The organism is Streptomyces sp. HmicA12, assembly GCF_000373565.1.
Lineage (GTDB): Bacteria > Actinomycetota > Actinomycetes > Streptomycetales > Streptomycetaceae > Streptomyces.
In genome coordinates, this window is sequence record NZ_KB891800.1 from 1 (window position 1) to 25,351 (window position 25,351).

At 72.6% G+C, this 25,351-nt stretch carries 16 protein-coding genes and 1 riboswitch; of the genes, 7 read left to right on the forward strand and 9 right to left on the reverse strand.

Annotated features, from left to right (window positions below; all coding sequences use genetic code 11):
• Positions 1–546: 546 nt before the first annotated feature.
• Entirely contained in the window at positions 547–1,080 is a 534-nt protein-coding gene (locus B072_RS0108260) for a MarR family winged helix-turn-helix transcriptional regulator (protein WP_018529472.1), read from the reverse strand.
• Positions 1,081–1,243: 163 nt separating this feature from the next.
• On the opposite strand from B072_RS0108260, the gene B072_RS0108265 reads away from it, so the two are divergent.
• Positions 1,244–2,515, forward strand: coding sequence for an MFS transporter (locus B072_RS0108265; RefSeq protein WP_018529473.1), 1,272 nt, complete (start codon positions 1,244–1,246; stop codon positions 2,513–2,515).
• Between the two features lie 55 nt (positions 2,516–2,570).
• On the opposite strand, the gene B072_RS0108270 is transcribed toward B072_RS0108265, so the two are convergent.
• The 3 genes from B072_RS0108270 to B072_RS0108280 form a co-directional block, all read right to left on the reverse strand.
• On the reverse strand, positions 2,571–3,392 hold the full coding sequence (locus tag B072_RS0108270) for a class I SAM-dependent methyltransferase (protein WP_026245576.1): 822 nt from the start codon (positions 3,390–3,392) through the stop codon (positions 2,571–2,573).
• Positions 3,393–3,454: 62 nt separating this feature from the next.
• Positions 3,455–5,161, reverse strand: a complete 1,707-nt coding sequence (locus B072_RS0108275) for an ATP-binding SpoIIE family protein phosphatase (RefSeq protein WP_018529475.1) — start codon at positions 5,159–5,161, stop codon at positions 3,455–3,457.
• A gap of 145 nt (positions 5,162–5,306) precedes the next feature.
• Positions 5,307–6,737 carry an NAD(P)/FAD-dependent oxidoreductase gene (locus B072_RS0108280; RefSeq protein ID WP_051127132.1) on the reverse strand — a complete coding sequence of 477 codons (1,431 nt, stop codon included), beginning with the start codon at positions 6,735–6,737 and terminating at the stop codon, positions 5,307–5,309.
• 384 nt (positions 6,738–7,121) lie between these two features.
• On the opposite strand from B072_RS0108280, the gene B072_RS0108285 reads away from it, so the two are divergent.
• Both B072_RS0108285 and B072_RS0108290 read left to right on the forward strand, forming a co-directional pair.
• Positions 7,122–7,880: a TetR/AcrR family transcriptional regulator gene (locus B072_RS0108285; RefSeq protein WP_026245577.1), complete on the forward strand. Its 759-nt coding sequence runs from the start codon at positions 7,122–7,124 to the stop codon at positions 7,878–7,880.
• A gap of 264 nt (positions 7,881–8,144) precedes the next feature.
• Positions 8,145–10,064 carry a sigma-70 family RNA polymerase sigma factor gene (locus B072_RS0108290; protein WP_018529478.1) on the forward strand — a complete coding sequence of 640 codons (1,920 nt, stop codon included), beginning with the start codon at positions 8,145–8,147 and terminating at the stop codon, positions 10,062–10,064.
• 18 nt (positions 10,065–10,082) lie between these two features.
• On the opposite strand, the gene B072_RS0108295 is transcribed toward B072_RS0108290, so the two are convergent.
• Positions 10,083–13,391 carry an AfsR/SARP family transcriptional regulator gene (locus B072_RS0108295; protein ID WP_018529479.1) on the reverse strand — a complete coding sequence of 1,103 codons (3,309 nt, stop codon included), beginning with the start codon at positions 13,389–13,391 and terminating at the stop codon, positions 10,083–10,085.
• Between the two features lie 177 nt (positions 13,392–13,568).
• A complete protein-coding gene (locus B072_RS0108300; protein ID WP_026245578.1) occupies positions 13,569–15,674 on the reverse strand; it encodes an asparagine synthase-related protein in 2,106 nt (701 codons plus the stop codon).
• Between the two features lie 652 nt (positions 15,675–16,326).
• Between B072_RS0108300 and B072_RS0108305 the strand changes: the two genes are divergently transcribed.
• The 4 genes from B072_RS0108305 (at position 16,327) to B072_RS0108320 (ending at position 21,501) form a co-directional block, all read left to right on the forward strand.
• Entirely contained in the window at positions 16,327–17,784 is a 1,458-nt protein-coding gene (locus B072_RS0108305; RefSeq protein ID WP_018529481.1) for a hypothetical protein, read from the forward strand.
• A 161-nt stretch (positions 17,785–17,945) separates the two neighbouring features.
• Positions 17,946–19,154 (forward strand): L-2-hydroxyglutarate oxidase, encoded by a 1,209-nt coding sequence (lhgO, locus tag B072_RS0108310; RefSeq protein WP_026245579.1) that lies wholly within the window; start codon positions 17,946–17,948, stop codon positions 19,152–19,154.
• Between the two features lie 79 nt (positions 19,155–19,233).
• A complete protein-coding gene (gene trmB, locus B072_RS0108315) occupies positions 19,234–20,013 on the forward strand; it encodes a tRNA (guanosine(46)-N7)-methyltransferase TrmB (protein ID WP_018529483.1) in 780 nt (259 codons plus the stop codon).
• A gap of 174 nt (positions 20,014–20,187) precedes the next feature.
• Positions 20,188–21,501, forward strand: a complete 1,314-nt coding sequence (locus B072_RS0108320) for a PrsW family glutamic-type intramembrane protease (protein WP_018529484.1) — start codon at positions 20,188–20,190, stop codon at positions 21,499–21,501.
• A gap of 50 nt (positions 21,502–21,551) precedes the next feature.
• On the opposite strand, the gene B072_RS0108325 is transcribed toward B072_RS0108320, so the two are convergent.
• From B072_RS0108325 to B072_RS0108335, 3 genes are all read right to left on the reverse strand, one after another.
• Positions 21,552–22,505, reverse strand: coding sequence for an aldo/keto reductase (locus B072_RS0108325; protein WP_026245580.1), 954 nt, complete (start codon positions 22,503–22,505; stop codon positions 21,552–21,554).
• Positions 22,506–22,663: 158 nt separating this feature from the next.
• Positions 22,664–23,701 (reverse strand): M23 family metallopeptidase, encoded by a 1,038-nt coding sequence (locus B072_RS0108330; protein ID WP_018529486.1) that lies wholly within the window; start codon positions 23,699–23,701, stop codon positions 22,664–22,666.
• Positions 23,702–23,712: 11 nt separating this feature from the next.
• Positions 23,713–23,871: riboswitch (cyclic di-AMP (ydaO/yuaA leader) on the reverse strand.
• Between the two features lie 185 nt (positions 23,872–24,056).
• Positions 24,057–25,190 carry a PP2C family protein-serine/threonine phosphatase gene (locus tag B072_RS0108335; protein WP_018529487.1) on the reverse strand — a complete coding sequence of 378 codons (1,134 nt, stop codon included), beginning with the start codon at positions 25,188–25,190 and terminating at the stop codon, positions 24,057–24,059.
• Positions 25,191–25,351 lie beyond the last annotated feature (161 nt).

Consider the following 25,351-nt stretch of genomic DNA (forward strand, 5'->3'; position numbering starts at 1 on the left):
ATGCTGGAGACGGGGTATCAACATATCTGGCGTTGATTTTTGGCACGCTGTTGAGTTCTCAAGGAACGGACGCTTCCTTTGTACTCACCCTCTCGGGCTTTCCTCCGGGCGCTTCCCTTCGGTCTTGCTTTCTTGCGTTTCCGACTCTATCAGACCGTTTCACCGGCCGATTTCCTCGGGGTCCTGCTTCGCTTTCCGGCCTTTCGGCTTTCCGGCGAGTCCGACTCTATCAGATCCTTTCGGGCCTGATTCCCAGTCAGCGGGGCTTGTCTTCCCGGCTGTTGGGCCGTTCCGACGTCCCAAACTTTAGCGGATCCCGGCGGTGGTTCCTAATCGAGGTGATCAGGGCGACCGCAACCCAATTTCGAATTGAATTCGGACACGCCGAAATCAATCCCATGGGGAGATCGTGCTGGTTGGTTTGGGTGCCGCATCAGCGGCGAAAGGTGCTGTCGAAGAACCGTTACGGCTCCGCGGCAACCCGAAGAACTATACGGATCCGGTGGGGCCGCGTCAACCCCCTCGGGCTGGGCCCCGATCCCCGCCTCAGTCCAGGTCGTTGAGGCGGCCGCCGGCGTCCGGCTGGGCGTGCTCCACGCGGCGCAGGAGGCGGGTCAGGACCTCGCCGAGAGCCGTGCGCTCCGCCGGGTTGAGGTCCTGGAGCAGGTCCTCCTCGAAGACCGAGGCCAGGCGCATCGCCTCCAGCCACTTCTCGCGGCCCTCGGAGGTCAGCTCGACGATGACGCGGACCCGGTTGCTCTCGTCGCGGTCGCGGGTGACCAGGCCCTCCTGGACCATGCGGTCGATGCGGTGGGTCATCGCGGCGGGGGTCAGGCCGAGGCGCTTCGCCAGGTCGCCGGGGCCCATGCGGTACGGGGCCCCGGAGAGGACGAGGGCCTTGAGGACCTCCCACTCGGCGTTGCTGATGCCGATCTCGGAGGTCTGGCGGCCGTACGCCACGTTCATGCGGCGGTTGAGTCTGCCCAGCGCCGAGACGATCTGCTCGACCTGGGGGTCGAGGTCCTGGAACTCCCGCTGATACGCGGCGATCTGCTCTTCGAGGGTCGGCTCGGCTGCCATGCCGCGAAGTATGGCACGGCCGCGGTTGGCGTTGAAGTCCTTCGCGCTGTACTGTTTAGCTTCTAACTTTAGCTTCGAAGTCTTCAAGGTTAACCGCTGCGGCGGTCCCTGGGGGCTTCTTCTTCGTGCGACTGCGAAAGGGCAGGTGAAAGTGACCAGGGCGATGGGCGCCGCGATGCGGCGTGTGCAGATCGGCAGTGCGCTGAGTTCGTTCGGCGTGGGCTTCACGGTTCCGTTCCTCTATGTGTACGTAGCGGAAGTGCGGGACCTGGGTGCCGGTGCGGCGGGGATCGTGCTGGCCGCCTTCGCCATGGCCGCTCTGGTCGTCCTGCCCTTCACCGGTCGCGCCATCGACCGGCGCGGCCCCATGCCCGTACTGCTGACGGCGTCCGGTGTCGCGGCCGTGGGTGCTCTCGGGCTCGGGCTCGCCGGTACCGAGCCTGCCGCCATCGCGGCCGCCGCCGTGCTCGGTGCCGGTACCGCCGTGCTGCAGCCGGCGCTCGCGACGATGATCGTGTGGTGCTCGGCGCCGGAGTCGCGGACGCGGGCCTTCGCCATGCAGTTCTTCCTGCAGAACCTGGGACTCGGCATCGGCGGACTCATCGGTGGCCAGATCGTCGACGAGAGCCGGCCGGAGACCTTCCTGCGGCTGTTCGCCATCGAGGCCGTGATGTTCCTGGTGCTCGCCGCCATCGTGTGGACCGTGCGCATGCCGCAGGGAGCGGCGCTGGGCGAGTCCGCGCCGAAGGGCGAGGCCAAGGGCGGGCTGCGGGTGCTGCTCGGGCACCGCGCGATGGTGCAGCTGTGCGGGCTCGGGTTCGTGCTGTTCTTCGCCTGCTACGGGCAGTTCGAGTCGGGGCTGAGCGCCTACGGGGTGGAGGCCGCGGGAATCTCGGCTTCCACGCTCGGGATCGCCCTTGCCGCCAACACCGCGATGATCGTCGTCGCGCAGTTCGCCGTGCTGAAGTTCGTCGAGCGGCGCAAGCGGTCGCGTGTGATCGCGGCGGTCGGGCTCATCTGGGCCGTCGCGTGGATCGCCGCCGGTTACGCGGGGCTCGGGCACGGGAGCCAGGCCATGGCGACCGCCGCGTTCATCTCGACGTACGCCCTCTTCGGGCTCGGTGAGTCGATGCTGTCGCCGACCGTGGCGCCGCTGGTCGCCGATCTCGCTCCGGCGGGCATGGTCGGGTCGTACAACTCCGCCTTCGCGCTGGTGAAGCAGCTCGCGCTGGCGGTGGGGCCGGCCGTCGGCGGGCCCATGGGGGCCGCGCTGCACGGGCCGTACATCGTGACCTTCGTGCTGTTCTCGCTGGGGATCACCTTCCTCGCGCTGCGGCTCGGGAAGCGGCTCACCCCCGTACAGGACCAGCCGTCGCTGGCCGGTACGCGCGTGGTGATGCGCAGTGCGCCCGAGCCCGCGGTGCAGGACGCCTGAACCGACAGGACGCGCGAGTGGCCGGTGCCCGTGGGCACCGGCCACTCGCGTTCCGTCAGCGGGTCGCTGTCGTCAAGGTCGCCGTGAAGGGGAGCGTCGTCGAACCGTCGGGGGCCGCGTGGGCCGCGAAGCGGGCGGCGAAGGTTTCGCCTGCCGTGCGCAGGGCGTCCGTCCCGGTCAGGGTGCTCCAGGGGAGCGCGGAGAGGTGGCCGGGGACGTAGTCGATGAGCGGCGGGAGCGTCACGTCGAGGGTGAGGACGCGGGTCGTCACGTCGTGGAAGCCCGCCTTGCGCAGGGCCGGCGTCATCACCTCGGCGGTGGCGGAGAAGGCCTGCACGAAGCCGTCGGCGGCCTCCTCGCCCGCGTACTCGGCCACGAGTTCGTGCTGTGCGAGGAAGTACGGGGAGCGGTCCAGGTGGCTCCAGGTCGTGGCGGTGAAGCGGCCGCCCGCGCGGGTCACGCGGGCCGCCTCCGCGCACGCGGCGGCCAGGTCCGGGAAGAACTGGGCGCCCTGCTGGCACAGGACCGCGTCGAACATGCCGTCCTCGTGCGGCAGTTGGTCGGCGGGGGCCTCGGTGAACTCGATGTCGGGGTACAGGTGCGGGCGGTGCGCCACGGCGACCCGGAGCATCTCCGGGTTGACGTCGGTGCCGTGGACCCGGCCGGTCGGGCCGACCCGGGCCGCGGCGAGCCGGGCCGTGAAGCCGGTGCCGCAGGCCAGGTCGAGGACGGTGTCACCGGGGCGCAGGTCGGCGCTCTCGACCAGGGCGTCGACGAACGGGGCCATGAGTGGGGCGACGTACTGCTCGTAGCGCTCGGGGGCGCTGTCGGTGAGACGGAAACCAGAGGCGTGTGCGGCATCTGCTGCGTCTGTCATACGGAGCTGATAGCACCGCCGCGCCCACTTGCCCAGAGGTCCTGTCCCCCTGGGCACCGTATTCACTTGTTCGGCAGGACGAACTCGCACCACACGGCCTTGCCGCCGCCCGGTGTGCGGCGCGAGCCCCAGTTCGAGGCGATGGTGGCGACGATGGCGATGCCGCGGCCCGTCTCGTCCGCCGGTTCCGCGCGGCGGCGGCGCGGGAGGTGGTCGTCGCCGTCGGTGACCTCGATGATCAGGCGGCGGTCCGTGCGGCGCAGGCGCAGGCGCATGGGCGGGATGCCGTGCTGGAGGGAGTTGGCGACGAGTTCGCTGGCGGCGAGGACGCCCAGGTCGTGCAGTTCGGGGGTGAAGCGCCAGCTCGACAGCACTCCCGAGGCGAAGGCGCGGGCGCGCGGGGCCGCCTCGACGCCGCCGAGGAGTTCCAGGGCCGCGTTGCGGAAGAGTTCGCCGTCGGGGCCCTTGCGCGCCGGGTGCTGGAGGACGAGGACCGCCACGTCGTCGTCGTGGTCGGCCGTGACGCCCGCCGCCCGGATCAGGCGGTCGCAGACGACCTGGGGGGTGCCGGTGGCGCCGGCCAGAGCGTGTTCGAGAGCGGCGACGCCCTCGTCGATGTCCTCGTCCCTGCGCTCGACGAGCCCGTCCGTGTAGAGGACCGCCGTCGAGCCGGGGCCGAGCGGGACCGAGCCCGAGGTGTGCAGCCAGCCGCCGGTGCCCAGCGGCGGGCCGGTCGGCTCGTCGCCGCGGTGGATCGTGCCGTTCTCGTCCCGTACGAGGATGGGGAGGTGGCCCGCGGACGCGTAGACGAGGCGGCCCTCGTTCGGGTCGTGGACGGCGTAGACGCACGTGGCGATCTGATGCGGGTCGATCTCCGTAGCGAGCCCGTCCAGCAGTTGCAGGACCTCGTGCGGCGGAAGGTCCAGGCGGGCGTAGGCGCGGACCGCCGTGCGGAGCTGGCCCATCACCGCCGCCGCCCGCACGCCGCGGCCCATGACGTCGCCGATGACGAGGGCCGTGCGGCCGCCGCCGAGGGTGATGACGTCGTACCAGTCGCCGCCGACCGCGGCCTCGGTGCCGCCGGGCTGGTAGGTGGCCGCGATGCGCAGGTCGTCGGGCTCCTCCAACTCCTGGGGCAGCAGCGATCTTTGGAGGGTCACGGCCGTCTCGCGCTGCTGGCGCTCGCTGGTGCGCAGGCGCTCGGCGGCCTCCGCGTGGTCGGTGACGTCCGCCGCGAAGATCAGGACGCCGGGGCCCTCCGCCGTCTCCAGGGGAGTGCAGGTCACGGTGTACGAGCGGCCGCCGGACGTCTTGCGGGACTTGACCGTACGGGGCTTCGTGCTGCGCAGGACCTGGTCGAGGAGCGGGAGGAGGCTCAGCTCGTCGAGTTCGGGCAGGGCCTCGCGGGCCGGTGCGCCGGCGGGGCGGTCGCCGAAGGCCGCGACGTACGCGTCGTTGACGTACGCGATGCGGTGCTCGGGGCCGTGCACCAGGGCGACGAGGCCCGGGATGCGGTCGAGGACGTCGCGGACGGGCAGCCCGTCAACACCCGCGACGCCTGCGACGCCTGCGATCTCGGTGACGCCCGTGGCGTCCGGGTCGCCTGTGCCACCCGCGCCGCCCGTGGCCGTCTGCTCGTCGTCGGACAGCTGCTCGGCGCGGGCCGCGGGCACCGCGCCGTCGCCTCGCTGGGCTACGCCGTGGTCGGCCCGCGCTGCGGCGCGGCGCTGCGTTCCGGGGAGCCGGGCGCTCCAGCGCGTGAAGTTCACTTGGGGAAAGCCTCGTGGGGTCGAGGGAGGGCGCTTGGCCCGCCCATGGTCGGGGACCAGTGTGGCCGACCGTACTGACAAACGTCAGACGCCGGTCCGCGGACGGGAGTTCCGCGCTCCGGTCAGCAGGGCGTCAACTGAGCGGTCAGGGCGACCCTTTCGGGCCTTGAGAGGGAGGTGCGGGAGGTGCGGGAGGTGCGGAAGGGTCCTCAGGGGGGACACCACCGGCCGCGAGTTCGAACTCGGCGCGCGGTCGTTCCAGCGAGCCGAGCGAGACGATCTCCCGCTTGAACAGGCCGGACAGGGTCCATTCGGTCAGGACGCGGGCCTTCCGGTTGGCGGTGGGCACCCTGCTGAGGTGATAGACGCGGTGCATGAACCAGGCAGGGTAGCCCTTCAGCTTCCGTCCGTAGACGTGCGCGACACCTTTGTGCAGGCCGAGCGAGGCGACCGAACCCACGTACGCGTGCCGGTAGTCGGTCAGCGGCCGGCCGCGCAGGGACGCCGCGATGTTGTCGGCGAGGGTCTTGGTCTGGCGCACGGCGTGCTGGGCGTTGGGCGCGCAGTCGTTCCCCGGTGAGGTGACGTCGGGAACGGCCGCCGCGTCGCCCGCGCCCCAGGCGTGCGGGGCGCCGTCGACGGCCAGCGCGGCCGTGCACCTGAGGCGGCCGCGTTCGGTGCGGGGCAGGTCGGTGGCGGCGAGCAGCGGGCTCGGTTTGACGCCGGCCGTCCACACGACCGTACGGGTGGGGAAGCGGGAGCCGTCGGAGAGGACCGCGACCCGGTTCTCGCACGACTCCAGGCGGGTCTCCAGGCGCACGTCGATGTTGCGGCCGCGCAGTTCGCGGATCGTGTACTGGCCCATCTCCGGGCCGACTTCGGGCAGGATCCGGTCACTCGCCTCGACCAGGATCCACTTCAGGTCCTCGGGCTTGACGTTGTGGTAGTACTTCGCCGCGTACCGGGCCATGTCCTCCAGCTCGCCGAGCGCCTCGACGCCCGCGTAGCCGCCGCCCACGAAGACGAAGGTGAGCGCCGCGTCGCGGATCGCCGGGTCGCGCGTGGAGGAGGCGATGTCGAGCTGTTCGATGACGTGGTTGCGCAGACCGACGGCCTCCTCGACCGTCTTGAAACCGATGCCGTGGTCGGCGAGTCCCGGGACGGGGAGCGTGCGCGAGATCGAGCCGGGGGCCAGGACCAGTTCGTCGTACCTGAGGGGGGCCGGCCCCGTGCCCTCCTCGTCGCTGGCGAGCGTCGTGTACGTGGCCGTGCGCTTGGCGTGGTCGATGGAGACGACCTCGCCGACGATCACGCTGCAGTGCGGCAGTACGCGGCGCAGTGGGACCACCACGTGACGTGGGGAAATGGAGCCGGCCGCGGCTTCCGGCAGGAACGGCTGGTACGTCATGTACGGGTCGGGGGTGACGACGACGATCTCCACGGCGCCGCTGCGCAGTTCGGGTTTGAGCTTCTTCTGGAGGCGCAGGGCGGTGTACATCCCCACGTAGCCGCCGCCGACGACGAGAATGCGCGCGGGCTCCGGCACGGTCGGCTCCGGTGATGGCGTCCTTGGCATCGTCACCACCCCATGACGCACCGGACCCTTGCGTTTGTCCACAGCCCCGGCAATTTGTGTGACTGAGCGGAATGCCTCCCACCGGTCCGCCGGCCGGGCCGGACTTTGGAAAGAAGCGCAGGTCAGCGTGGGGAGTGGGAGGGGGAGGCAGGGGTGCAATCGGGGCGGAATCGCCGCGTACTCCGTTCGGGGGGCGCTCCGTGCGGAACCTGCCCCTTCTGAATTGACCCCGGCTCAACTATGTTCGTGTGCTGTCGGGGTGTCGGGGGATGCGCTGACCGGACCGCAGGGGCGGGCCGGGAAATGGCTTTCTGTTCCCCAGACTCCGGCGGACAATGGCGGGGAGTGTCTCCGGGGGGAGACGTCATTACCGGGGGAACACATATGCACATTCAGGACACTCATTGGACCTCCGCGTCTACCGTCGCGCCTTCGGGCGCATCGGGTGGCGCCAACGGGCGTGGGGCGGGCGACAGTTCGCGCTCCACGCCGCTGCGCGTGGATGCCCAGCGCAATCTGGAGCATGTGCTGCGCGCGGCCCGCGAGGTCTTCGGCGAGCTGGGGTACGGGGCGCCCATGGAGGACGTGGCGCGGCGCGCCCGCGTCGGTGTGGGCACGGTGTACCGGCGCTTCCCCAGCAAGGACGTACTGGTGCGACGGATAGCCGAGGAGGAGACCTCCCGGCTGACCGACCAGGCACGCACGGCGCTCGGTCAGGAGGACGAGCCGTGGTCGGCGCTCTCGCGCTTCCTGCGGACCTCGGTCGCCTCGGGCGCCGGTCGGCTGCTTCCGCCGCACGTGCTGCGGGTGGGCGTGGCCGAGGAGCCCGTACGCGACGAGACGCGCGTTCCCGAACAGCGCGGCGGCACGCCCGAACTGCGGCTCGTGGAGCAGCGGACGGCGCCGGGCGAGGAAGCCCTTCCCGCGGACGACGCGGGGGCGGCGGAGCTGCTCGAGGTCGTGGGGCGGCTCGTGGACCGCGCACGGGAGGCCGGTGAGCTGCGTGCCGACGTGACCGTGTCGGACGTGCTGCTCGTCATCGCGACGGCCGCGCCGTCGCTGCCGGACGCCGCGCAGCAGGCGGCGGCCTCGGCACGGCTGCTCGACATCCTCCTGGAAGGTCTGCGCTCGCGGCCCGCGTAGAACCTGCGTTCCCGGGCGGGCTCTTAGCACGTCCGGGGCGGTTTCGAGCGTCTTGACCGCGGGTGGCCGAATGGGGTCACCCGCGGTCAACTCTCGTGCACAGCGGGACCGTTGACCCTTCCCCGGACGAGTGAGAGCTAGTGCTCGAATTCGGGAAAACTCCACGGATGAGTGGTTGCTGTGCACGGGCGGGCTCCCGGGTCCGGCCGTGTGGCACGCTTTCCCGGTGATCGGGCTTGGAGTGTGCAGGCGGGGGCTTCCGCGATGAGCGTTGACGGGCAGGGCGAGCCGCGGCCCGACGGTGGCGGGGCCGAGGCGGACGATCTCTCCGCACAGCAGGTGCCGAGCCAGGGCGGCCCCGGGCGCACTCCGGGCAAGACCTTCCCCGCGAAGCACCGGGCCGACGCCGACGCCTCCGTACCGGCCCAGCGCGAAGCCGCTGCCACGGCCGACGCAAGTGGCGAACTGCCCACGTCCGACGCCGACTTGATCGGTCGCATGCGTGCGGGCGACGACAGCGCGTACGAGGAGCTGTACCGCCGGCACGCCGCCGCCGTCCGCCGCTACGCCCGCACCTGCTGCCGCGACGGGCACACCGCCGACGACCTGACGGCCGAGGTGTTCGCGCGCATGCTGCAGGCCGTCCGCGGCGGCAGCGGGCCCGAGCACGCGGTGCGCGCCTACCTGCTGACCACGGTGCGCCGGGTCGCCGCGTCATGGACGAAATCGGCCAGGCGCGAGCAACTCGTCGACGACTTCGCGCTGTTCGCCGCACAGGCCGCCCGGACGAACGAGGTGTCGGACGACGACACGCTCGACCTCGGCGCGGACGTGCGCGCCATGCAGGAGGCCGAGCAGTCCATGGCCATGCAGGCCTTCCGCTCGCTGCCCGAGCGCTGGCAGGCCGTGCTGTGGCACACCGAGGTCGAGGACGAGTCGCCCAGCGAGGTCGCCACCCTCTTCGGACTCGACGCCAACGGCACCCGCGTGCTCGCCAAGCGCGCCCGAGAGGGCCTCAAGGAGGCCTACCTCCAGGCGCATGTCTCGGCCACCCTCACCGAGTCCGAGGAGTGCTCCCGCTACGCCGACCGGCTCGGCGCGTACGCGCGCGGCAGCCTGCGCACGCGGGCCGAGCGCGGCCTGCGCAAGCACCTGGAGGAGTGCGCCAAGTGCCGGCTGGCGGCCGGCCAGATCAAGGAAGTCGCCAGCGGGATCCCGGGTGTCGTGCCGGTCGCGGTCATCGGCTGGTTCGGCGCCGCCGGGTACGCGAAGGCCGCCGCGTTCATCGGCGGTGGCGCGGCGAGTGCGGCGGGCGCCGGTGCGGCCGCGGCGGCGAGCGGCGGTTCGTCCGGCTCGGGGGCGGCCGGTGGCGCCGCCGCCGAAGGGCTCGGAGCTCCGGCGAAGGCGGGCATCGCGGCCGGTGTGGTGGCGGCCGCGACCGCCGCCGCGCTGGCCATCGCGCTCACCGGCGGTGAGCCGAAGCAGGTGCCGGAGGCGAAGAAGGAGAAGCCGCCGGTCTCGCAGCCGATCACCCCGACGCCGCCGAAGCCGACCCCGACCCCGAAGCCCGAGCCGCCCGCGCCGAAGCCGAAGCCCACCCCGACGCCGACTCCCCCGGCGAAGGCGGCCCCGAAGCCGAAGCCCAAGCCGACACCGCCGAAGCCCACCCCGAAGCCGAAGCCGAAGCCCACGCCGACCGAGCCCAAGCCCCGGCCCAAACCGACGCCCACCCCCACTCCCCCGCCCGCTCCGGCCGTGTACCAGCTGAACTCCCTGGACTACGGGGCCGTCGGAGACGGCACCGCACCGGAGATCCGGCTCGGCGAGAGCAGCTGGGTCTGGCAGCGCTACGGGATGTCGATCGCCGACAAGAGGTACGCGAACGGCGTCTCCGTCCACTCCCGGTCCTCCGTCACCATCGACCTGAACCGCACCTGCTCCGCGTACGACGCGTACGTCGGCGTCGACGACATGACCCTCGGCCTGGGAGCCGTGCGCTTCTCCGTGTACGTCGACGGGGCGCGCGCCTGGCAGTCGCAGGTGGTCCGCGGCAAGGACCCGGCGGTGCCGGTGCATGTGAACCTGGCCGGGGCGAAGTCGATCCGGCTCGTCGTCGAACCGAACTCGCCGGTCGACTCGGTGGCGGTCGCCGACTGGGCCGAGTCGCGGTTCAGCTGCGGCTGACGGGGGCCCGGCCGCCGGTCAGCCGACGGCCGTGGGCGCCGCCAGCTCCGCCAGGATCTCCTCCTGGGTGAGCGCCGCGCCGCTGGTGCGCTCGGCCTCGTACCGTACGTCGCCGAGCTCGGCCCGGGCGCGGGTCTCCACGGCCACGCACTCGTCGCGCTCCGGCACCGCCCGGGGCATGCCGCGGCGCAGCTCGTCCGCCGCGGCGAACAGCCGGACCGCCCGCGCCACGTCGCCGCCGCGCGCGTGCAGTTCGGCCCCGACGTCGACCAGACCCGCGGTGACCGACTCCGCGCATTGCCCCGCCACCGCGTCGCGCCACGCGTCGACGAGGAGCACCAGGCCGGCGGCCGGGCCCGTCTCGGCGGCCGTGACGCGGGCGTCGGTCAGGCCGAGGGCCGCGGAGAACTGCGGCGGCGGTGAGGCCGTCGCCGCCACCCTGCGGGACGTGTCGCACAGCTCGCGCGCGCGGGCCACCTCCCCGTCGGCCAGCGCGAGATGGGCGCGCAGCAGTCCCGCGTAGGCCGTGGTGTCGGCGACCCCGTACCGCTCCGCGTCCTCGCTCGCCGAGTCGAGAGCCTTGTGGGCCGCTTCCCGGTCACCCTCGCGGTAGTGGATCTCGGCGAGCCGCACCATCAGGAACGGTGTCTCCGCGTACGCCCCCACCTCGTAGGCGAGCCGCATGGCCTCCTCGTACTCGCCCCGCGCGTCCGTGTACCGGCCGCGGCCCATGGCGGCCTCGCCGGCAGCGCTGCACACCTGGGCGCGCATCCAGCGGTCGCCCACGCGGCGGCTGATCCGGCGCAGCTCGGCGAGGTCGTCGTCCACGCCCTGCATGTTCCCCGCCATGTCCACGACCGTGTGGGTCCGGAACATCAGCGTGACGCCGACCTCCCAGTCGCCGCCGAAGCGGCGGCAGTTCTCGACGGCCCGGTCCAGGGCCTCGCGCACGTCGCCCATCCCGTCGAGGACGAAGAGCGTGAACGGCCAGATGATGCCGGGGAAGGTGGCGCCCTGCGGGTTCGGCGGCTCGAAGGCGGCCCGGACGCGCTTCAGGTACGCCCGGTCGGCCTCGCTGCGGATGACCTCCTGCGGGGTGGACTCGGTGACCAGGAAGAGGGACAGCAGGCGCAGCTTCATCCGCGGCCAGTGCAGCGGGTCCTCCGGATCCCCCGGATCACCTGTACCGGTCGGGTCCGGCAGCAGGCCCACGATGGTCTGGATCCAACCGCCGCCCTCGATGCGGTAGTTGCGCAGCCACCAGAACCAGCCCAGGTTCAGCGCCAGGGCGATCGCCGTCTCCTCGTCGACCAGTCCGGGCGAGGCGGTGACGCGCGTCAACGCGGCGCGGATGTTGTCCAGCTCGGTCTCCAGGCGCTGGATCCACGGGAGTTGCTCGGCCGAGCGCAGCTTGGGGTCGGCCTCCTCGACCAGGGCGCGGACGTACGCGAGGTGGCGGCGCTCGGCGGCCAGCCGCAGTGCGGGGAGTGCGGCGGCGCGCTCGGTGGCGTACTCGTGGATGGTCTCCAGCATGCGGTAGCGCATGCCGGGGAGCCCGCGGTCGTACGGGGTCGCGACCAGCAGGGACTTGTCCACGAGGGACCCGATGACGTCGGCGGCGCCGGTGGTGTCGGCCGGGGAGCAGACGGCCTCGGCGGCGTCCAGGTCCCAGCCGCCCGCGAAGACCGACAGCTCGCACAGGGCGGTGCGCTCGCGCTCGTCGAGCAGGTCCCAGGACCAGTCGACGACGGCGCGCAGGGTCTGCTGCCGGGGCAGGACGGTGCGGCTGCCGCCGGTCAGCAGGCGGAAGCGGTCGTCGAGACGGTCGGCGATCTGGCGGGGGGTCAGCAGACGCAGGCGGGCCGCCGCCAGCTCGATGGCCAGCGGCAGGCCGTCCAGGCGGCGGCAGATCTCGGCGACGGCGTCGGCATCCTGCGTGGGGTCGAAACCGGGGCGCACCGCGATGGCCCGCTCCGCGAACAGGCGGTGTGCGGGGTCCGGTGGCAGCGGCTCGACTGGGCGTACGGACTCCCCGGGGACTCCCAGGGGTTCGCGACTGGTGGCGAGGATCGTGAGACCCGGGCAGTGCGTCAGGAGGGTCTCGGCGAGGTCCGCCGCCGCGTCGATCACATGCTCGCAGTTGTCAAGGATCAAGAGCTCGCTGCGGTGTGCGCAGTGCTCCAGGAGGAGCGCGGTCGGGTCGTCGTGACCGCCCGATCTCTCGTTCGTGATCAGGACCGTCTCGCGCAGGCCCAGCGCGCTGACGACCGCGCCCGGGACCGCCCGTGAGTCGTCGAGCGGCGCCAGCTCGACCAGCCAGGCCCTGGGCTCGGGGGCTGCTGCCTCCTCGGCCAGGCGGGTCTTGCCGGAGCCGCCCGGGCCCGTGAGCGTGACCAGGCGTGCTCCTCGCAAGTCAGAACGGATCGCGTCCAGTTCGGGTTCCCGGCCGACGAAGGAATTCAGACGGGGACGGAGATTTCCGGTACGGGCCGGGGGGCGGGGGGCTTGAGTGGCGGGTGGCACTTGAGGGGTGGGTGAGGTTGTGGGGGTGGGTGAGGTTGTGGGGGTGGGTGGGGTTGTGGGGGCGGGCGCTGTCGGTTCCGCGAGCAACTCCACGTGCAGCGCTGCCAGTTCCGGGCCCGGGTCCGCGCCCAGGCCGTCCGCCAGCGCGCGGCGCGCCGACTCGTACGCCGCCAGCGCGTCGGCGCCACGGCCCGTCGCGCGCAGGGCGCGGATGAGCAGGGCGTGCAGCGGCTCGTCGTAAGGATGCGCCGCGGTGAGTTCACGCAGCTCCGGTACGAGGTCGCAGGCGCGGCCCAGACTCAGGTCGGCGCTCACGCGGGCGCGCGTGGCCTCCAGGCGCGTGGCCTCCAGGCGCTGGGCCTCGGGGCGGGTGGCCGCGGTGTGGTCGGGCAGGTCGGCGAGGGCGGGGCCGTGCCACAGGGCGAGGGCCTCCCGCAGGACGCGGGCCGCTGTCGCCGGGTCGTTCGCGGTGAGCGCCGCGGTGCCCTCCCGGGTCAGGCGCGCGAAGACGTGCAGGTCGATGTCGTCGCGGGTCGCGGTGAGGCGGTAGCCGCCGGGTTCGGAGGTGACGGCGTCGTGGCCGAGGGCGCGGCGGAGACGGCCCACCAGGGCCTGGAGGGCGGCCGGGGCGTCGGTGGGCGGGGCGTCGGCCCAGACGTCGTCGATGAGGGCGTCGGTGGGGGCGGTGCGGGGGGTGTGCAGGGCCAGGGACGTGAGCAGGGCGCGGAGGCGGGGGCCGCCTACAGGTACGGCGGTGCCCTCGGTGTCGTAGGCCTGTGTGGTTCCCAGGATTTTGTACTGCACCTGGGCATTGTCGCTGGCGGACGCGGATGGGTGCGCGGGGTTTGTGGGAGGGGGTGCGCTGGGGTGGGCCGGGTCGTGGTGCGGGCCGGATGGGCGCTCGCCCCGCGCCGGGGTGCCGCCTTGCCCACCCTGCCGCCCCAGGCGACAGATTGCCCAGGGCCGCGGGTGAGCCTTTGGTCAGCGGATGCCTGTGCCCAGGGCTCGGTCCGGGACGACGCTGCCGGTGGGGACCGCGCGGGCGCGGGCCGGGGTGCCGGTCCAGCAGGTGCCGCGGCGGGAGAGGAGCCGGCGCAGCCACAGTTCCAGGGCGACCAGGTCGGCCAGGCCGTCCAGGGCGACGGTCTCTCCGTCGGCCGCGGCGCGGAGGGCCTTGCGGACCACCCTCGCCTCGATCAGGCCCGTCTGGGCGAGGAGCGGGGTGTCGAAGAGGGCGATGAGGTGGTCCGCCGAGACACGGATGCCGGTGCGGGCGGCCGCCGCCGACGTGGCGTGGGAGGGCGCTCCCCAGCCCGGGGGCAGGTCCCTGACGCCGGCGCCCTCCAGGACGGTGCGCAGGATCGCCGCGCGGGCTCCCGGCTGGACGCGGAGCGCCTCGGGGAGGACGCGGCAGGCGCGGACCACCTCGTTGTCGAGGAAGGGCGCGTGCAGGCGCTGGGAGCGGACCTCGGCGGCCTGCTCGAGGATGCGCAGGTCCGCCGCGTGCCGGGCGAGGGCCGAGCGGGCCCGGAACGCGCCGGGGCGCTGGCCGGGTCCGGTGCCGGGGCGCGTCGCGCCTTCCTGGAGGCGAACCGATACTTCGGCGAGGGCCTCGCCGGTGAGCCAGCGCGCGGCGGGTCCCGGCCTGGCCCACGTGAGCGCGGCGAGGGACGCTCCGACGGCGCCGACCGGTTCGTCGAAGCGGCGCTGCAGCAGGCGGTCGGACAGCGTGTCGAGGCCCGCCTTGTAGGGAGTGCGGGCCAGCTTCCTGGCCGCGCCGTAGACGCGCGGCGGGACCCGGAGGGAGCCTCCCTCGGCCTTGGTGAGGGCTGCCATGGGACGCACCATGTGACGCCGTTGACGATCCATCAGGAGGTCGGCCAGGCGCGCCGGGTGGGCGTCCAGGACCTGCCGTGCCCCGTAGCCGGTGAAGTGGTCGGCGCTTCCGGAGGCGAGGCGGGCGCGGTGCCGGGAGGCGGTGACCAGGGTGGCGCTCGGTTCGTCGGTGAGCGGGCCCTCCAGGTCCGCGTACGGGAGGGTCTCCTCGCCCCCGGCCACCACTACGTGGTGCAGGCGCGGGTTCGACGCGATGGCTCCCGCGCGTTCGAGTTCCGCCTCCCTGTGGGTCGTGGTGGTGGAGAGGTCGTTGAAGGTGACCGCCAGGAGGCGTTCGCCCGCTCCTGTGCCGTGGCCGAGCACCGTGCCGGGCATGCCGGGCAGGCCGGCCGCCAGGAGCGCGAGGGTGCCGGACGCGGGCCCGCCGGAGAGGTCGGCGCCGATGCCGGGCACCGGCATGCCGCGGGCGGCGCGGCGCTCGGCGGGCCCCATGCCGGGCACGGGTCCGGGGTCCAGGTCGGTGCCGGGGATGTGCCGGGGCGCGGCCAGGCGGGCCCGTACGGCGTCCACGAGGGCATCCCTGACGGCGTCCACGGCCTGGTCGGGGTCGGCGGGCGCCGCGGCCACCGCGAGGGACGCCACATGCTCGTAGCCGGCGATCTCGCGTGCCCCGGCGCGCAGGATCAGCGCGTGCCCCGGCGGAATGCGGCGCACGCCTTGGTACGGCGTCGAGTCGTGCAGCGCCTCGGGGACGTCGGGGGCCGCGAGGAGGGCGGCCAGGTGCCCCACGTCCAGGTGGGCCTCGATGAGGTCGGCGAGCGGAAGCGCCGCGGTGGCGTACGCCGTGCCGCCCGCCCAGGGGGTGTAGAAGACGGGGCGTGCGCCCGCGAGGTCGCCGACCACCATGACGCGGCGGCCCACCTGGACCACCGCCGTGTAGCTGCCGGGCCAGGCCGTGAGGTGGCGCAGGGCGCCACCGCGCGCGGCGAACAGGCCCACGCGCAGTTGTTCGTCGGTGGCGCCGCACACCCCGAGCACCGCGATCCGGGTCTGGTCGTCGACCTTCACGATGCGCACCTCGTCGGGCCGCCAGTCACCGACCGCCCACAGCGGATCCGGATCGCCCCACAGGAGTTGGGAACCCACCGGATGTACCGTTTCGCCTTCCGTGCCCGTCGATCCCGCGGCTCCCGCCGAGCCGAAGGCGACGGCGCCAGCGGCGGTACTGCTCCATCCCACCAACCACCGCATCGCCGCCTCCACAAGCTGTGGACAACCAAGGGGTCCCCATGCTGCCACGAAGGAGACGTCCAGGAGGGGCCAAGTGAAGGGCCGAGTGACGGGACATACAGAGAGCGCGAGTTGGCGTGCGCTCCCCCCAATGCGCCCCTTTTGAGCCGTAGTTGAACCGTGGCACTACCAGGGCGACGTAGGACGACGGGGGCGAGTTTCGGCCAAATCGGGCCGTGGTGGCCGGAGCCGGACACCCCGCTTCGGCCACAGCGCGCAACCCATGGCGCCACGCACAGTCCGGGAGGCGCACACCGCCTCCCGGACCGGTCCGCCGCCCGCGGGGATGAAGGCGGCGGTGTCCCCCAGCCCACTGGATCCAGTACAGCGGGCCGACCCACGCAGGATCCATGGAAGCGCTCTCCGGGTACCCGAGTAAGAGCGCACGCGCAGGCGCACGGCACCACACCCGGAGCACACGGTCACACCGCGTGGCCTGCGCCGTACTTCAGTACGGACAACAATCCCGCCATCCGGAACAGCGACCCTTAACGCTTGGGATTCGGCGAACTACGCTGGGTGTACGAATGCCGCGCGGTTATGCCAGGCCGAGCCCCTCTGCCCGGTCCGCATGACGACTGACGCGGCAGCCGTCTGTGTCGAGGGGTGACGCATGTCCAGGGAGCAACGCGGGCCGAACGAGAAACTCGGCGCCGTTCTCGCCCTCGCGGGAATCAGCAACGCAGGGCTTGCACGACGCGTCAACGACCTCGGCTCACAGCGCGGGTTGACACTTCGCTACGACAAGACGTCGGTGGCGCGCTGGGTGTCGAAGGGCATGGTGCCGCAGGGCGCCGCCCCGCACCTCATCGCCGCCGCCATCGGGCAGAAGCTGGGCCGTCCCGTGCCGCTGCACGAGATCGGGCTCGCCGACGCCGATCCGGCGCCGGAGGTGGGTCTCGCCTTCCCGCGCGACGTGCGCGCGGCGGTGAAGTCGGCGACCGAGCTGTACCGGCTCGACCTCGCCGGGCGGCGGGCCGGCGGCGGGATCTGGCAGTCGCTGGCCGGTTCGTTCGCGGTGAGCGCGTACGCGACGCCCGCTTCACGGTGGCTGATAACCCCGGCCGACTCCTCGGTCGCGAGAGAGCCGCACGTTGCGGAGGGGGCCGCGGGACCCGAGAGCACCGACAGCGCCGAGGACGGCGCGAAGGTGCAGAAGGTGGGGCACAGCGACGTCCAGAAGCTGCGGGAGGCCGCGGAGGACGCGCGCCGCTGGGACTCCAAGTACGGCGGCGGGGACTGGCGTTCGTCGATGGTGCCCGAGTGTCTACGGGTGGAGGCGGCGCCGCTGCTGCTCGGCTCGTACTCGGACGAGGTGGGGCGCTCCCTGTTCGGGGCCGCCGCCGAACTGACGCGGCTCGCCGGGTGGATGGCGTTCGACACCGGGCAGCAGGAAGCCGCTCAGCGGTACTACATCCAGGCGCTGCGGCTCGCCCGGGCGGCGGCCGACGTGCCGCTGGGCGGGTACGTGCTCGCCTCCATGTCGCTCCAGGCCACGTACCGGGGCTTCGGCGACGAAGGGGTGGACCTGGCGCAGGCCGCGCTCGAACGCAATCGCGGGCTGGCGACCGCGCGGACCATGAGCTTCTTCCGGCTGGTCGAGGCACGCGCACACGCGCGCGCCGGAGACGCGCAGGCGGCCGGTGCCGCGTTGCGTGCCGCGGAAGGATGGTTGGAGCGGGCCCGGGACGGGGACAGTGATCCTTCGTGGCTGGGGTTCTACTCGTACGACCGGTTCGCGGCGGACGCCGCCGAGTGCTACCGCGACCTGAAGGCGCCTCGACAGGTACGCCGCTTCACCGAGCAGGCGCTGTCGCGGCCCACGGAGGAGTTCGTGCGCTCGCACGGGCTGCGGCTCGTGGTGTCGGCCGTCGCCGAGCTGGAGTCCGGGAATCTGGACGCGGCGTGCGAGCAGGGGACCCGGGCGCTGGAGGTGGCCGGACGCATTTCCTCGGCGCGTACCACGGAGTACGTGAAGGATCTGCTGCATCGGCTGGAGCCGTACGGGGACGAGCCCCGGGTCGTCGAGCTGCGGGAGCGGGCCCGGCCGTTGCTGGTGGCGCCGGCGTAGGGGGTGCCGGGTCGGGGTGGGCGCCGGACGGAAGCGCTCGCCCCGCGCCGGGGGGTGCCGCTCCGAGCGGCGGATTGCCCAAGGCTCAGGGGCGGGCGGCAGGCTGCCCAAGGCGTTGTCAGTGGGGTCGGGCAAGATGCTGGGAGTGGAGGTGAGGCCCGGTGGGGACGGTTGCGTATGACGGGGACGTGGTGGTGGTCGGCGGCGGGATCGTCGGGCTTTCCGCCGCGTACGCCGTATCGAGGATCGCGCCGGGGACCCGGATCGTCGTGCTCGAGAAGGAGGCGGGACCCGCCCGTCACCAGACGGGGCGCAACAGCGGGGTGATCCACAGCGGGATCTACTACCGCCCCGGTTCGCTGAAGGCCCGGTTCGCCGTGCGCGGCGCCGCCGAGATGGTCAAGTTCTGCGCGGAGTACGGGATCGCGCACGAGGTCACGGGAAAGCTGATCGTCGCCACCGAGCGGGACGAGCTGCCCCGGCTGCACGCCCTCGTCCAGCGCGGCAGGGAGAACGGGATCCCGGTGCGCGAGCTCGGTGCCACCCAGATCCAGGAGTACGAGCCCGAGGTGCGCGGCCTCGCCGCCATCCATGTGGGGACGACCGGCATCGCGGACTACCGCGCGGTCGCCGAGCGGCTCGCCGAGGCCTCCGGCGCCGAGATCCGGTACGGGGCCCAGGTCGTGCAGATCGACCGGCGGCCCGAGCGGGGCGTCGCCGTGCGCACGAGCACCGGGGACATCGTGCGCGGCCGCGTCCTGGTGAACTGCGCGGGGCTGCAGTGCGACCAGGTGGCCCGTCTCGCCGGGGACGACCCGGAGATGCGGATCGTGCCGTTCCGCGGGGAGTACTTCGAGCTGGCCCGGCCCGACCTGGTGCGCGGCCTGGTCTATCCCGTGCCGGACCCGGCGTTCCCGTTCCTCGGCGTGCACCTGACCCGGGGCATCGACGGCGGCGTCCACGTGGGGCCGAACGCGGTTCCCGCGCTGGCCCGGGAGGGCTACGGATGGGGTGTCGTGCGGCCCAGGGAGCTCGCGCAGACGCTGGCCTGGCCCGGGTCCTGGAGGATCGCCCGGCGCCACTGGCGGTACGGGGCGGGCGAGTTGCGGCGCTCCGCGTCGAAGGCCGCGTTCGCGCAGGCGGTGCGTCGGCTGGTGCCCGCCGTCACGGCGGACGATCTGACCCCGGCGCCGGCCGGAGTGCGCGCCCAGGCGGTTCTGAAGGACGGCACGCTCGTCGACGACTTCCTGATACGCGAGGGCGTCCGCACGGTCCATGTGCTGAACGCGCCGTCGCCGGCCGCCACGGCCTCCCTGCCGATCGGCCGGGAGGTCGCCAGGCGTGCCCTGGACGCGCTCGCCTCAGCCTGAGCGGACCCGCCCCGGGGCCCCCGCCCGCGGGGCTCCTGAAGAGCGGCGATCCGCGTCGGACGCGTAAAATCCTCGCACTGTGTCTGAGTCTTCCGAGCACCCCACGTCATCGCGCCCGAACGAGCCCCGGTTCCCCGACGGGCCCAGGCCCGACCCCGCCGACTCGCACCACGAGCGGCGGATCCGCAGTTTCCAGCCGCGCCGCGGGCGGGTCACCTCGGCGCAGGGCGACGCGCTGCGGCGGCTGTGGCCCAAGTGGGGCCTGGACGTCGACGGGGAGGGCGTGCTCGACCTGGCCGGCCTGTTCGCGAAGGACACGGACCGCGGGGTGGACCGCATCGTCCTGGAGATCGGCTTCGGCATGGGCGAGGCGACGGCCCAGATGGCCGCGGACGATCCGACGACCGGCATCCTCGCGGTCGACGTGCACACGCCCGGCCAGGGCAACCTGCTGAACCTCGCGGCCCTGAACGGACTGACGAACGTCCGCGTGGCCAACGGCGACGCGATCATCCTGCTGCGCTCGATGCTGCCCGCGGACAGCCTGGACGGGGTGCGGGTGTACTTCCCCGACCCCTGGCCGAAGCAGCGGCACGTCAAGCGGCGCCTGATCCAGCCGGAGTTCCTGTCGCTCGTCGCCGGCCCGATGAGGCCCGGGGCGATCCTGCACTGCGCGACGGACTGGGAGGACTACGCCGAGCAGATGCTCGACGTGCTCACCGCCCACCCCGACTTCGAGAACACGGCGGCCGACGGCGGATACGCCCCGCGGCCCGCGTTCCGGCCGCTGACCCGGTTCGAGGGCAAGGGCCTGGACAAGAGCCACGTCGTGCACGATCTGCTGTTCCGGCGAAAGTAGTTCCACCCCGGCCCGTTCCAGCCGAAGCAGTTCCAGCCGAAGCAACTCAGGCGGAACAGTTCCAGCCGAAGCGGCTCTGGCCGAAACGGTTCCGGTCGGCCCGAAGCCCCCGCGCACGGACCCTGTCTCATAGGCCCCGTCGCGGCGAACCGTATCCCTCGTTAGGGTCAACACGTGGCCCCGTACCCCACCTACCCGCCCCACCAGGACCACGCCCTCGGTACGCACCCGGGCGGCGCGGTCCCGCATCCGCGCTGGTGGGAGCGGAAGGGCGTGCGGGTCACGGCGCTCGCCACGCTGCTCGCGCTGTCGGGGGTGGTGATCGCGGCGCTGGTGCGGGAGCAGACCGGGACCGAGGGGTTCCTGGTCGGGCTCGGGCTCGCCGTCGTCCCCGTGCCGCTGCTGATATCCGCGTTCCGCTGGCTGGACCGGGTGCAGCCCGGGCCGTGGCGGAACACGGTCTTCGCCTTCGCCTGGGGCGCCTGCGCGGCGGCCCTGATAGCGATCGTCGCCAACAGTTTCGCGACCCGGTGGATAGAGACCGCCACCGCCGACCCGACGAGCGCAGACACCCTCGGCGCCACCGTCATCGCCCCGATCGTCGAGGAGTCGGCGAAGGCGGCGGCCGTGCTGCTGGTCTTCCTCTTCCGCAGACGGGACTTCAGCTCCGTCGTCGACGGCATCGTGATCGCCGGGGTCACCGCGACCGGCTTCGCGTTCACCGAGAACATCCTGTATCTCGGGAACGCCTTCGGCACCGACCAGTTGGCGGGCACGGGTCCCGGCCTCAGCTCGGTCACCGCCGCCACGTTCTTCGTGCGCATCGTGATGTCCCCGTTCGCGCATCCGCTGTTCACGGTCCTCACGGGGATCGGCTTCGGCATCGCGGCGGTCACCGCGGCCGACCGGGGCCGGGTCCGCCGCATCCTGCTGCCGCTCGCCGGACTGCTCGCCGCGATGGGCATGCACGCCTTCTGGAACGGCTCGTCGTCACTCGGCGAGTACGGCTTCTTCGCGGTGTACGCGGCCTTCATGGTGCCGGTGTTCGGGCTCGTCACCTGGCTCGCCGTGTTCGTGAGGCAGCGTGAACTACGCACCGTACGGCAGGAGTTGCCCGCTTATGTCGCGGCCGGGTGGGTCGCGCCGCCCGAGCCGTTCGCCCTCGGCTCGCTCAAGGCACGGCGCCTGGCACGGGAGTTCGCCGCGCACTACGGCGGCCGGCAGGCGGCCCAGTCGGTCGCCGAGTACGAGTCGTACGCGACGTCGCTGGCCCTGCTGCGGCACCGCGGCCGCAGGGGCCGGGCCGGCGCCGACTTCGTCGTACGGGAGCGGGAGCTCCTGAAGGAGCTGTGGGAGCGGCGCGGCTACGCGCGGGCCGCGCTCGCGTACGGCTCGCAGATCGCGGCGCCGATGTGGCTGCCGCCGGCGTACGCGGGCCCACCGCCGCCACAGGGCCCCGCGTACACCTACAACCCGTACAAGTACTGAACCAGTACCGGCAAAAAACAGAACCGCAGAACCGCGGATCCGCAGAACGCTTACGCCGACGCCTCGTTCAGCCGGCCCAGCTCCGCGGCCGTCAGTTCCAGGTCCGCGACCGCGAGCAGCGCCGGCAGCTGTTCGACCGTGCGCGCGGAGGCGATCGGCGCGGTCACGGTGGGCCGGGCGGCGAGCCAGGCGAGGGCGACGGTGGCGACCTCGGCGTCGTGCGCCTGCGCGATCTCGTCGAGCGCGGCGAGGACCTTCTGCCCGCGCTCGGTCTCCAGGTGCGCGCCCGCCTTGTCGGCACGGACGCTGTCGACCGCGACGCCCGGCCGGTACTTGCCGGTCAGGAAGCCGGAGGCGAGCGCCCAGTACGGGGCGGCGCCGAGGCCCGCGCGCGAGGCGATGTCCTGGCGGGCGCCCTCGTAGGTGTCCCGCGACACGAGGTTGTAGTGCGGCTGGATGGCGACGTAGCGGGCGAGGCCCTCGCGGTCGGAGAAGTCGAGGGACTCCTGCAGCCGCTCCGGCGAGATGTTGGAGACGGCGATGTGACGCACCTTGCCGGCCTTCACCAGCTCGTCGAGCGCGCCGATGATCTCCTCGACCGGGATCGTCTCGTCGTCGTCGAAGTGCGTGTAGTAGAGGTCGATGTAGTCCGTGTCGAGGCGGCGCAGCGAGGCGTCGGCCGCGGCCTTGATGTTGTCGCCGCGCAGGCCGAGGAAGTCGGGGTGGCGGCCGACCTTGGTGGCGATGACGACGTCGTCGCGCTTGCCGCGGGACCTGGCCCACTTGCCGATCAGGGTCTCGGACTCACCGCCCTTGTTGCCCGGCGCCCAGGCCGAGTACGAGTCGGCGGTGTCGATGAAGTTGCCGCCCGCCGCGGTGTAGGCGTCCAGCACCTCGAAGGAGGCCTTCTCGTCGGCGGAGAAGCCGAAGACATTGCCGCCGAGGCAGAGCGGGAAGACGTCGAGGCCGGAGGAGCCGAGCGGGCGGAGCACAGAAGAAGTCATGCTCCGCTTCAACGCCCGTACAGAATCCGGTATTCCGTAGACACCTTGGCGCACGCATCAAGATCGGGCAAAACCGGCAGCCCTGACGTCGGGGGGTTGCCGTCAGGACCGCCGGTGTTCAGAGGAAAGCCTGTGAGGCTCGGGGGAGCCTCGAAGGCTCAGGGAGTGAGGCCCTTGCCGCGCAGCCACGCCGCCGGGTCGATCCCGGTGGCGTCGCCGCCGGGGTGGACCTCCAGGTGCAGGTGCGGCCCGGTGACATTGCCGGTGGCGCCCACGCGGCCGATGACGTCGCCGGTGCTGACCTTCTGGCCGGCGCTGACGTTGAGCGACGACTGGTGGCAGAACCACAGCTCGGTGCCGTCGTCGAGGGTGATGATCGTGCGGTAGCCGTACGCGCCCGCCCAGCCGGCCTCGGTGACGGTGCCGGAGTGGATGGCGTAGATCGGGGTACCCGTGGAAGCAGCGAAGTCCAGGCCCGTGTGGTAGCCGGAGGACCACATGGCACCGGGCTGACCGAAGGTGCCGGTGACCGTGTAGGAGGCGACGGGGAGCTTGTAGCTCTTGGCCAGTTCGGCGAGGCGCTCGGCCTCGGCCTTCTTCTTGGCCTCCTCCTCCGCCTTCTTCTTCGCGGCGGCTTCCTTCTTCTCGGCCGCGTCCTGCTTGGCGGCGGCCTCTTCGGCGGCCTTCTTCGCGGCGGCGTCCTGGGCGGCCTGCTGCGCCGACGCGTCGGCGGCGTCCTGCTGGGTCTCGGCCTGGGCGAGTATCCGGGTGCGCAGCGCCTCACCGGCGTCCGAGGTGCCGTTGCCCACGGTGGTGAGCGGGGCGGCCGACGCCGTGGCGGTGTCGGAACCGGAGTCGTCGGATATGAGGGCGCCCACGCCGGGCAGCGACGTGGCCTCGGGCAGCGAGTCCTTGACGGAAGACAGGCCGGGCAGATCGGGCATGGAGATGTGGACGGCGGGCTTGCCGCCCTGCGCGGTGGCGATGCCGCCGGCGCCGACGGCGGCGATCACGCCGACGCCCAGAACGGTGGAGCTGCGCGCGAGACCTCCGCGCTGCCGGGCCACGCGGTGCCTGCCGCGGACGGGGCGGACGGACTCCTCGGTGGGATTCCACTCCTCCCAGGTCTCCTGGTCGGGGCCGAACTCGTCGTTCGACGGGTAGGAGAACTCGGGGGCAGGCCGGTTCGACGCCACGGGGGCGCTCTCCTTTCCTTCCTTCTCGCCTACCGGGTTAGCTGACGGGTTCGGAGCAGGAAGGTCTCCTACAAGCACCGCCCGGGCGTCCGAAGACGCGCGAACCATGCCTGATTCACCCCAAGTTGGTGGTTCCCCGGCTCCCTTGCGGGATTAGGCGTGTGCGCGCGGAGCCGTCGCTTGTGACGGCTGGGACGACCGCGCTGCGTTATCGAACGTTAATAGACAGCCGACAAGAATTCCAAGCTGTTCCTACTGATCGTTCACGACTTTGGCCAGGATTTATCGGGTCAAGAACGGCCGGAACGGGTCGACTTGACCGACCGTGTGAACCAGCCACTTTCCTGACGGTTCGTCAATTGTTATCCGGGGGCTCTGCGGAGAGTGACGGCCGGCGCAGGGCGAGGAGCGCCATGTCGTCCGTCGCGCCGCCCCCGGTGTGCCCGCGCACCTCGGCGGCGAGCGCGGCGAGGAGTTCCTCCGGCCCGGGGAAGATGCGCCCGGAGAGCCGCGCCGCCGGATCGTAGAAGACGCCCTGCTCGTCGCGGGCCTCGGAGAGTCCGTCGGTGTAGAGCAGCAGCGTGGCCGCGGGCGGGAACTCCGCCTCGGTGGCCCGGTCCGGCCAGGCGCCGAGTTCGGCCATGCCGAGCGGCAGCGCGGCCTCCTCGGGGTGAATCATCCGCACGGTGCCGTCACCGAGCAGCAGGATCGGCTCGGGGTGGCCGCGGTTCAGCACGCGGACCGTGCCGGTGCCGTGCGGGATCTCGGCGAGCACGGCGGTGGTGAAGCCCTCGAAGTCGTCGATGCCGTCGCGCCGGGTGCCCTCGCGGGCGAGCGCCCGCTCCAGGCGCAGGGCGACCGCCTCCAGGCTGCCCTCCTGCTCGGCGGCCTCCCGGAACGCGCCGATGACGACGGCCACGGCCGAGACCGCGCCCATGCCCTTGCCCCGCACGTCCCCGACGACGATCCGTACGCCGTACGGGGTGTCCTGGACCGCGTACAGGTCACCGCCGATGAACGCGCCGGCCTGCGCGGCCTCGTAGCGCGCCGCGATGGCGAGGCCCCCGATCCGGTCGGCCGGTTCGGGCAGGACGGCGAACTGCGCGGCCTGGGCGATCCGCCGTGCGGAGTCGAGCTGTTCGTTGCCGCGCCGCACGAGCCGGTTGATGAAACAGGCGATGAGGCACACCGTCGTCACGGTGGCCATCTCCGTGATGGTGTCGGTGCCGACCCGCTGGGTGTACCGGAAGTGCACGAGCAGGATCGTGACGATCGACCCGAGCCCGGCCAGCAGCGTGCTGCGCAGCGAGAAGAACGGTGCGGCCACCAGGGGCGCCGCGCTGAACAGGGGGGCGCCGGAGAACCCGGCCGGGGTCACGTACTCGTAGCAGCCGCCGCACAGGATCAGCAGCGGCGGCAGCAGCCGCAGGAACCACCGGGTGGCCCCGGCGTTCGCCGCGCATCCGTGCCGTCCTCCTCGCTTCCCCACCGCTCGTCTCCTGCCGCGTCCGCGCCCGGTCTCTGGCGTCTCACCAAGGGTTCCCGGGGACCGGTGCGAGGGCTACCGGTGTGGGCCGGACGGGTGGCGCCACGAAGAGCGCACGCAAAAAAACCGAGGCCGGAATCTCGGAAGATTCCGGCCTCGGCCTT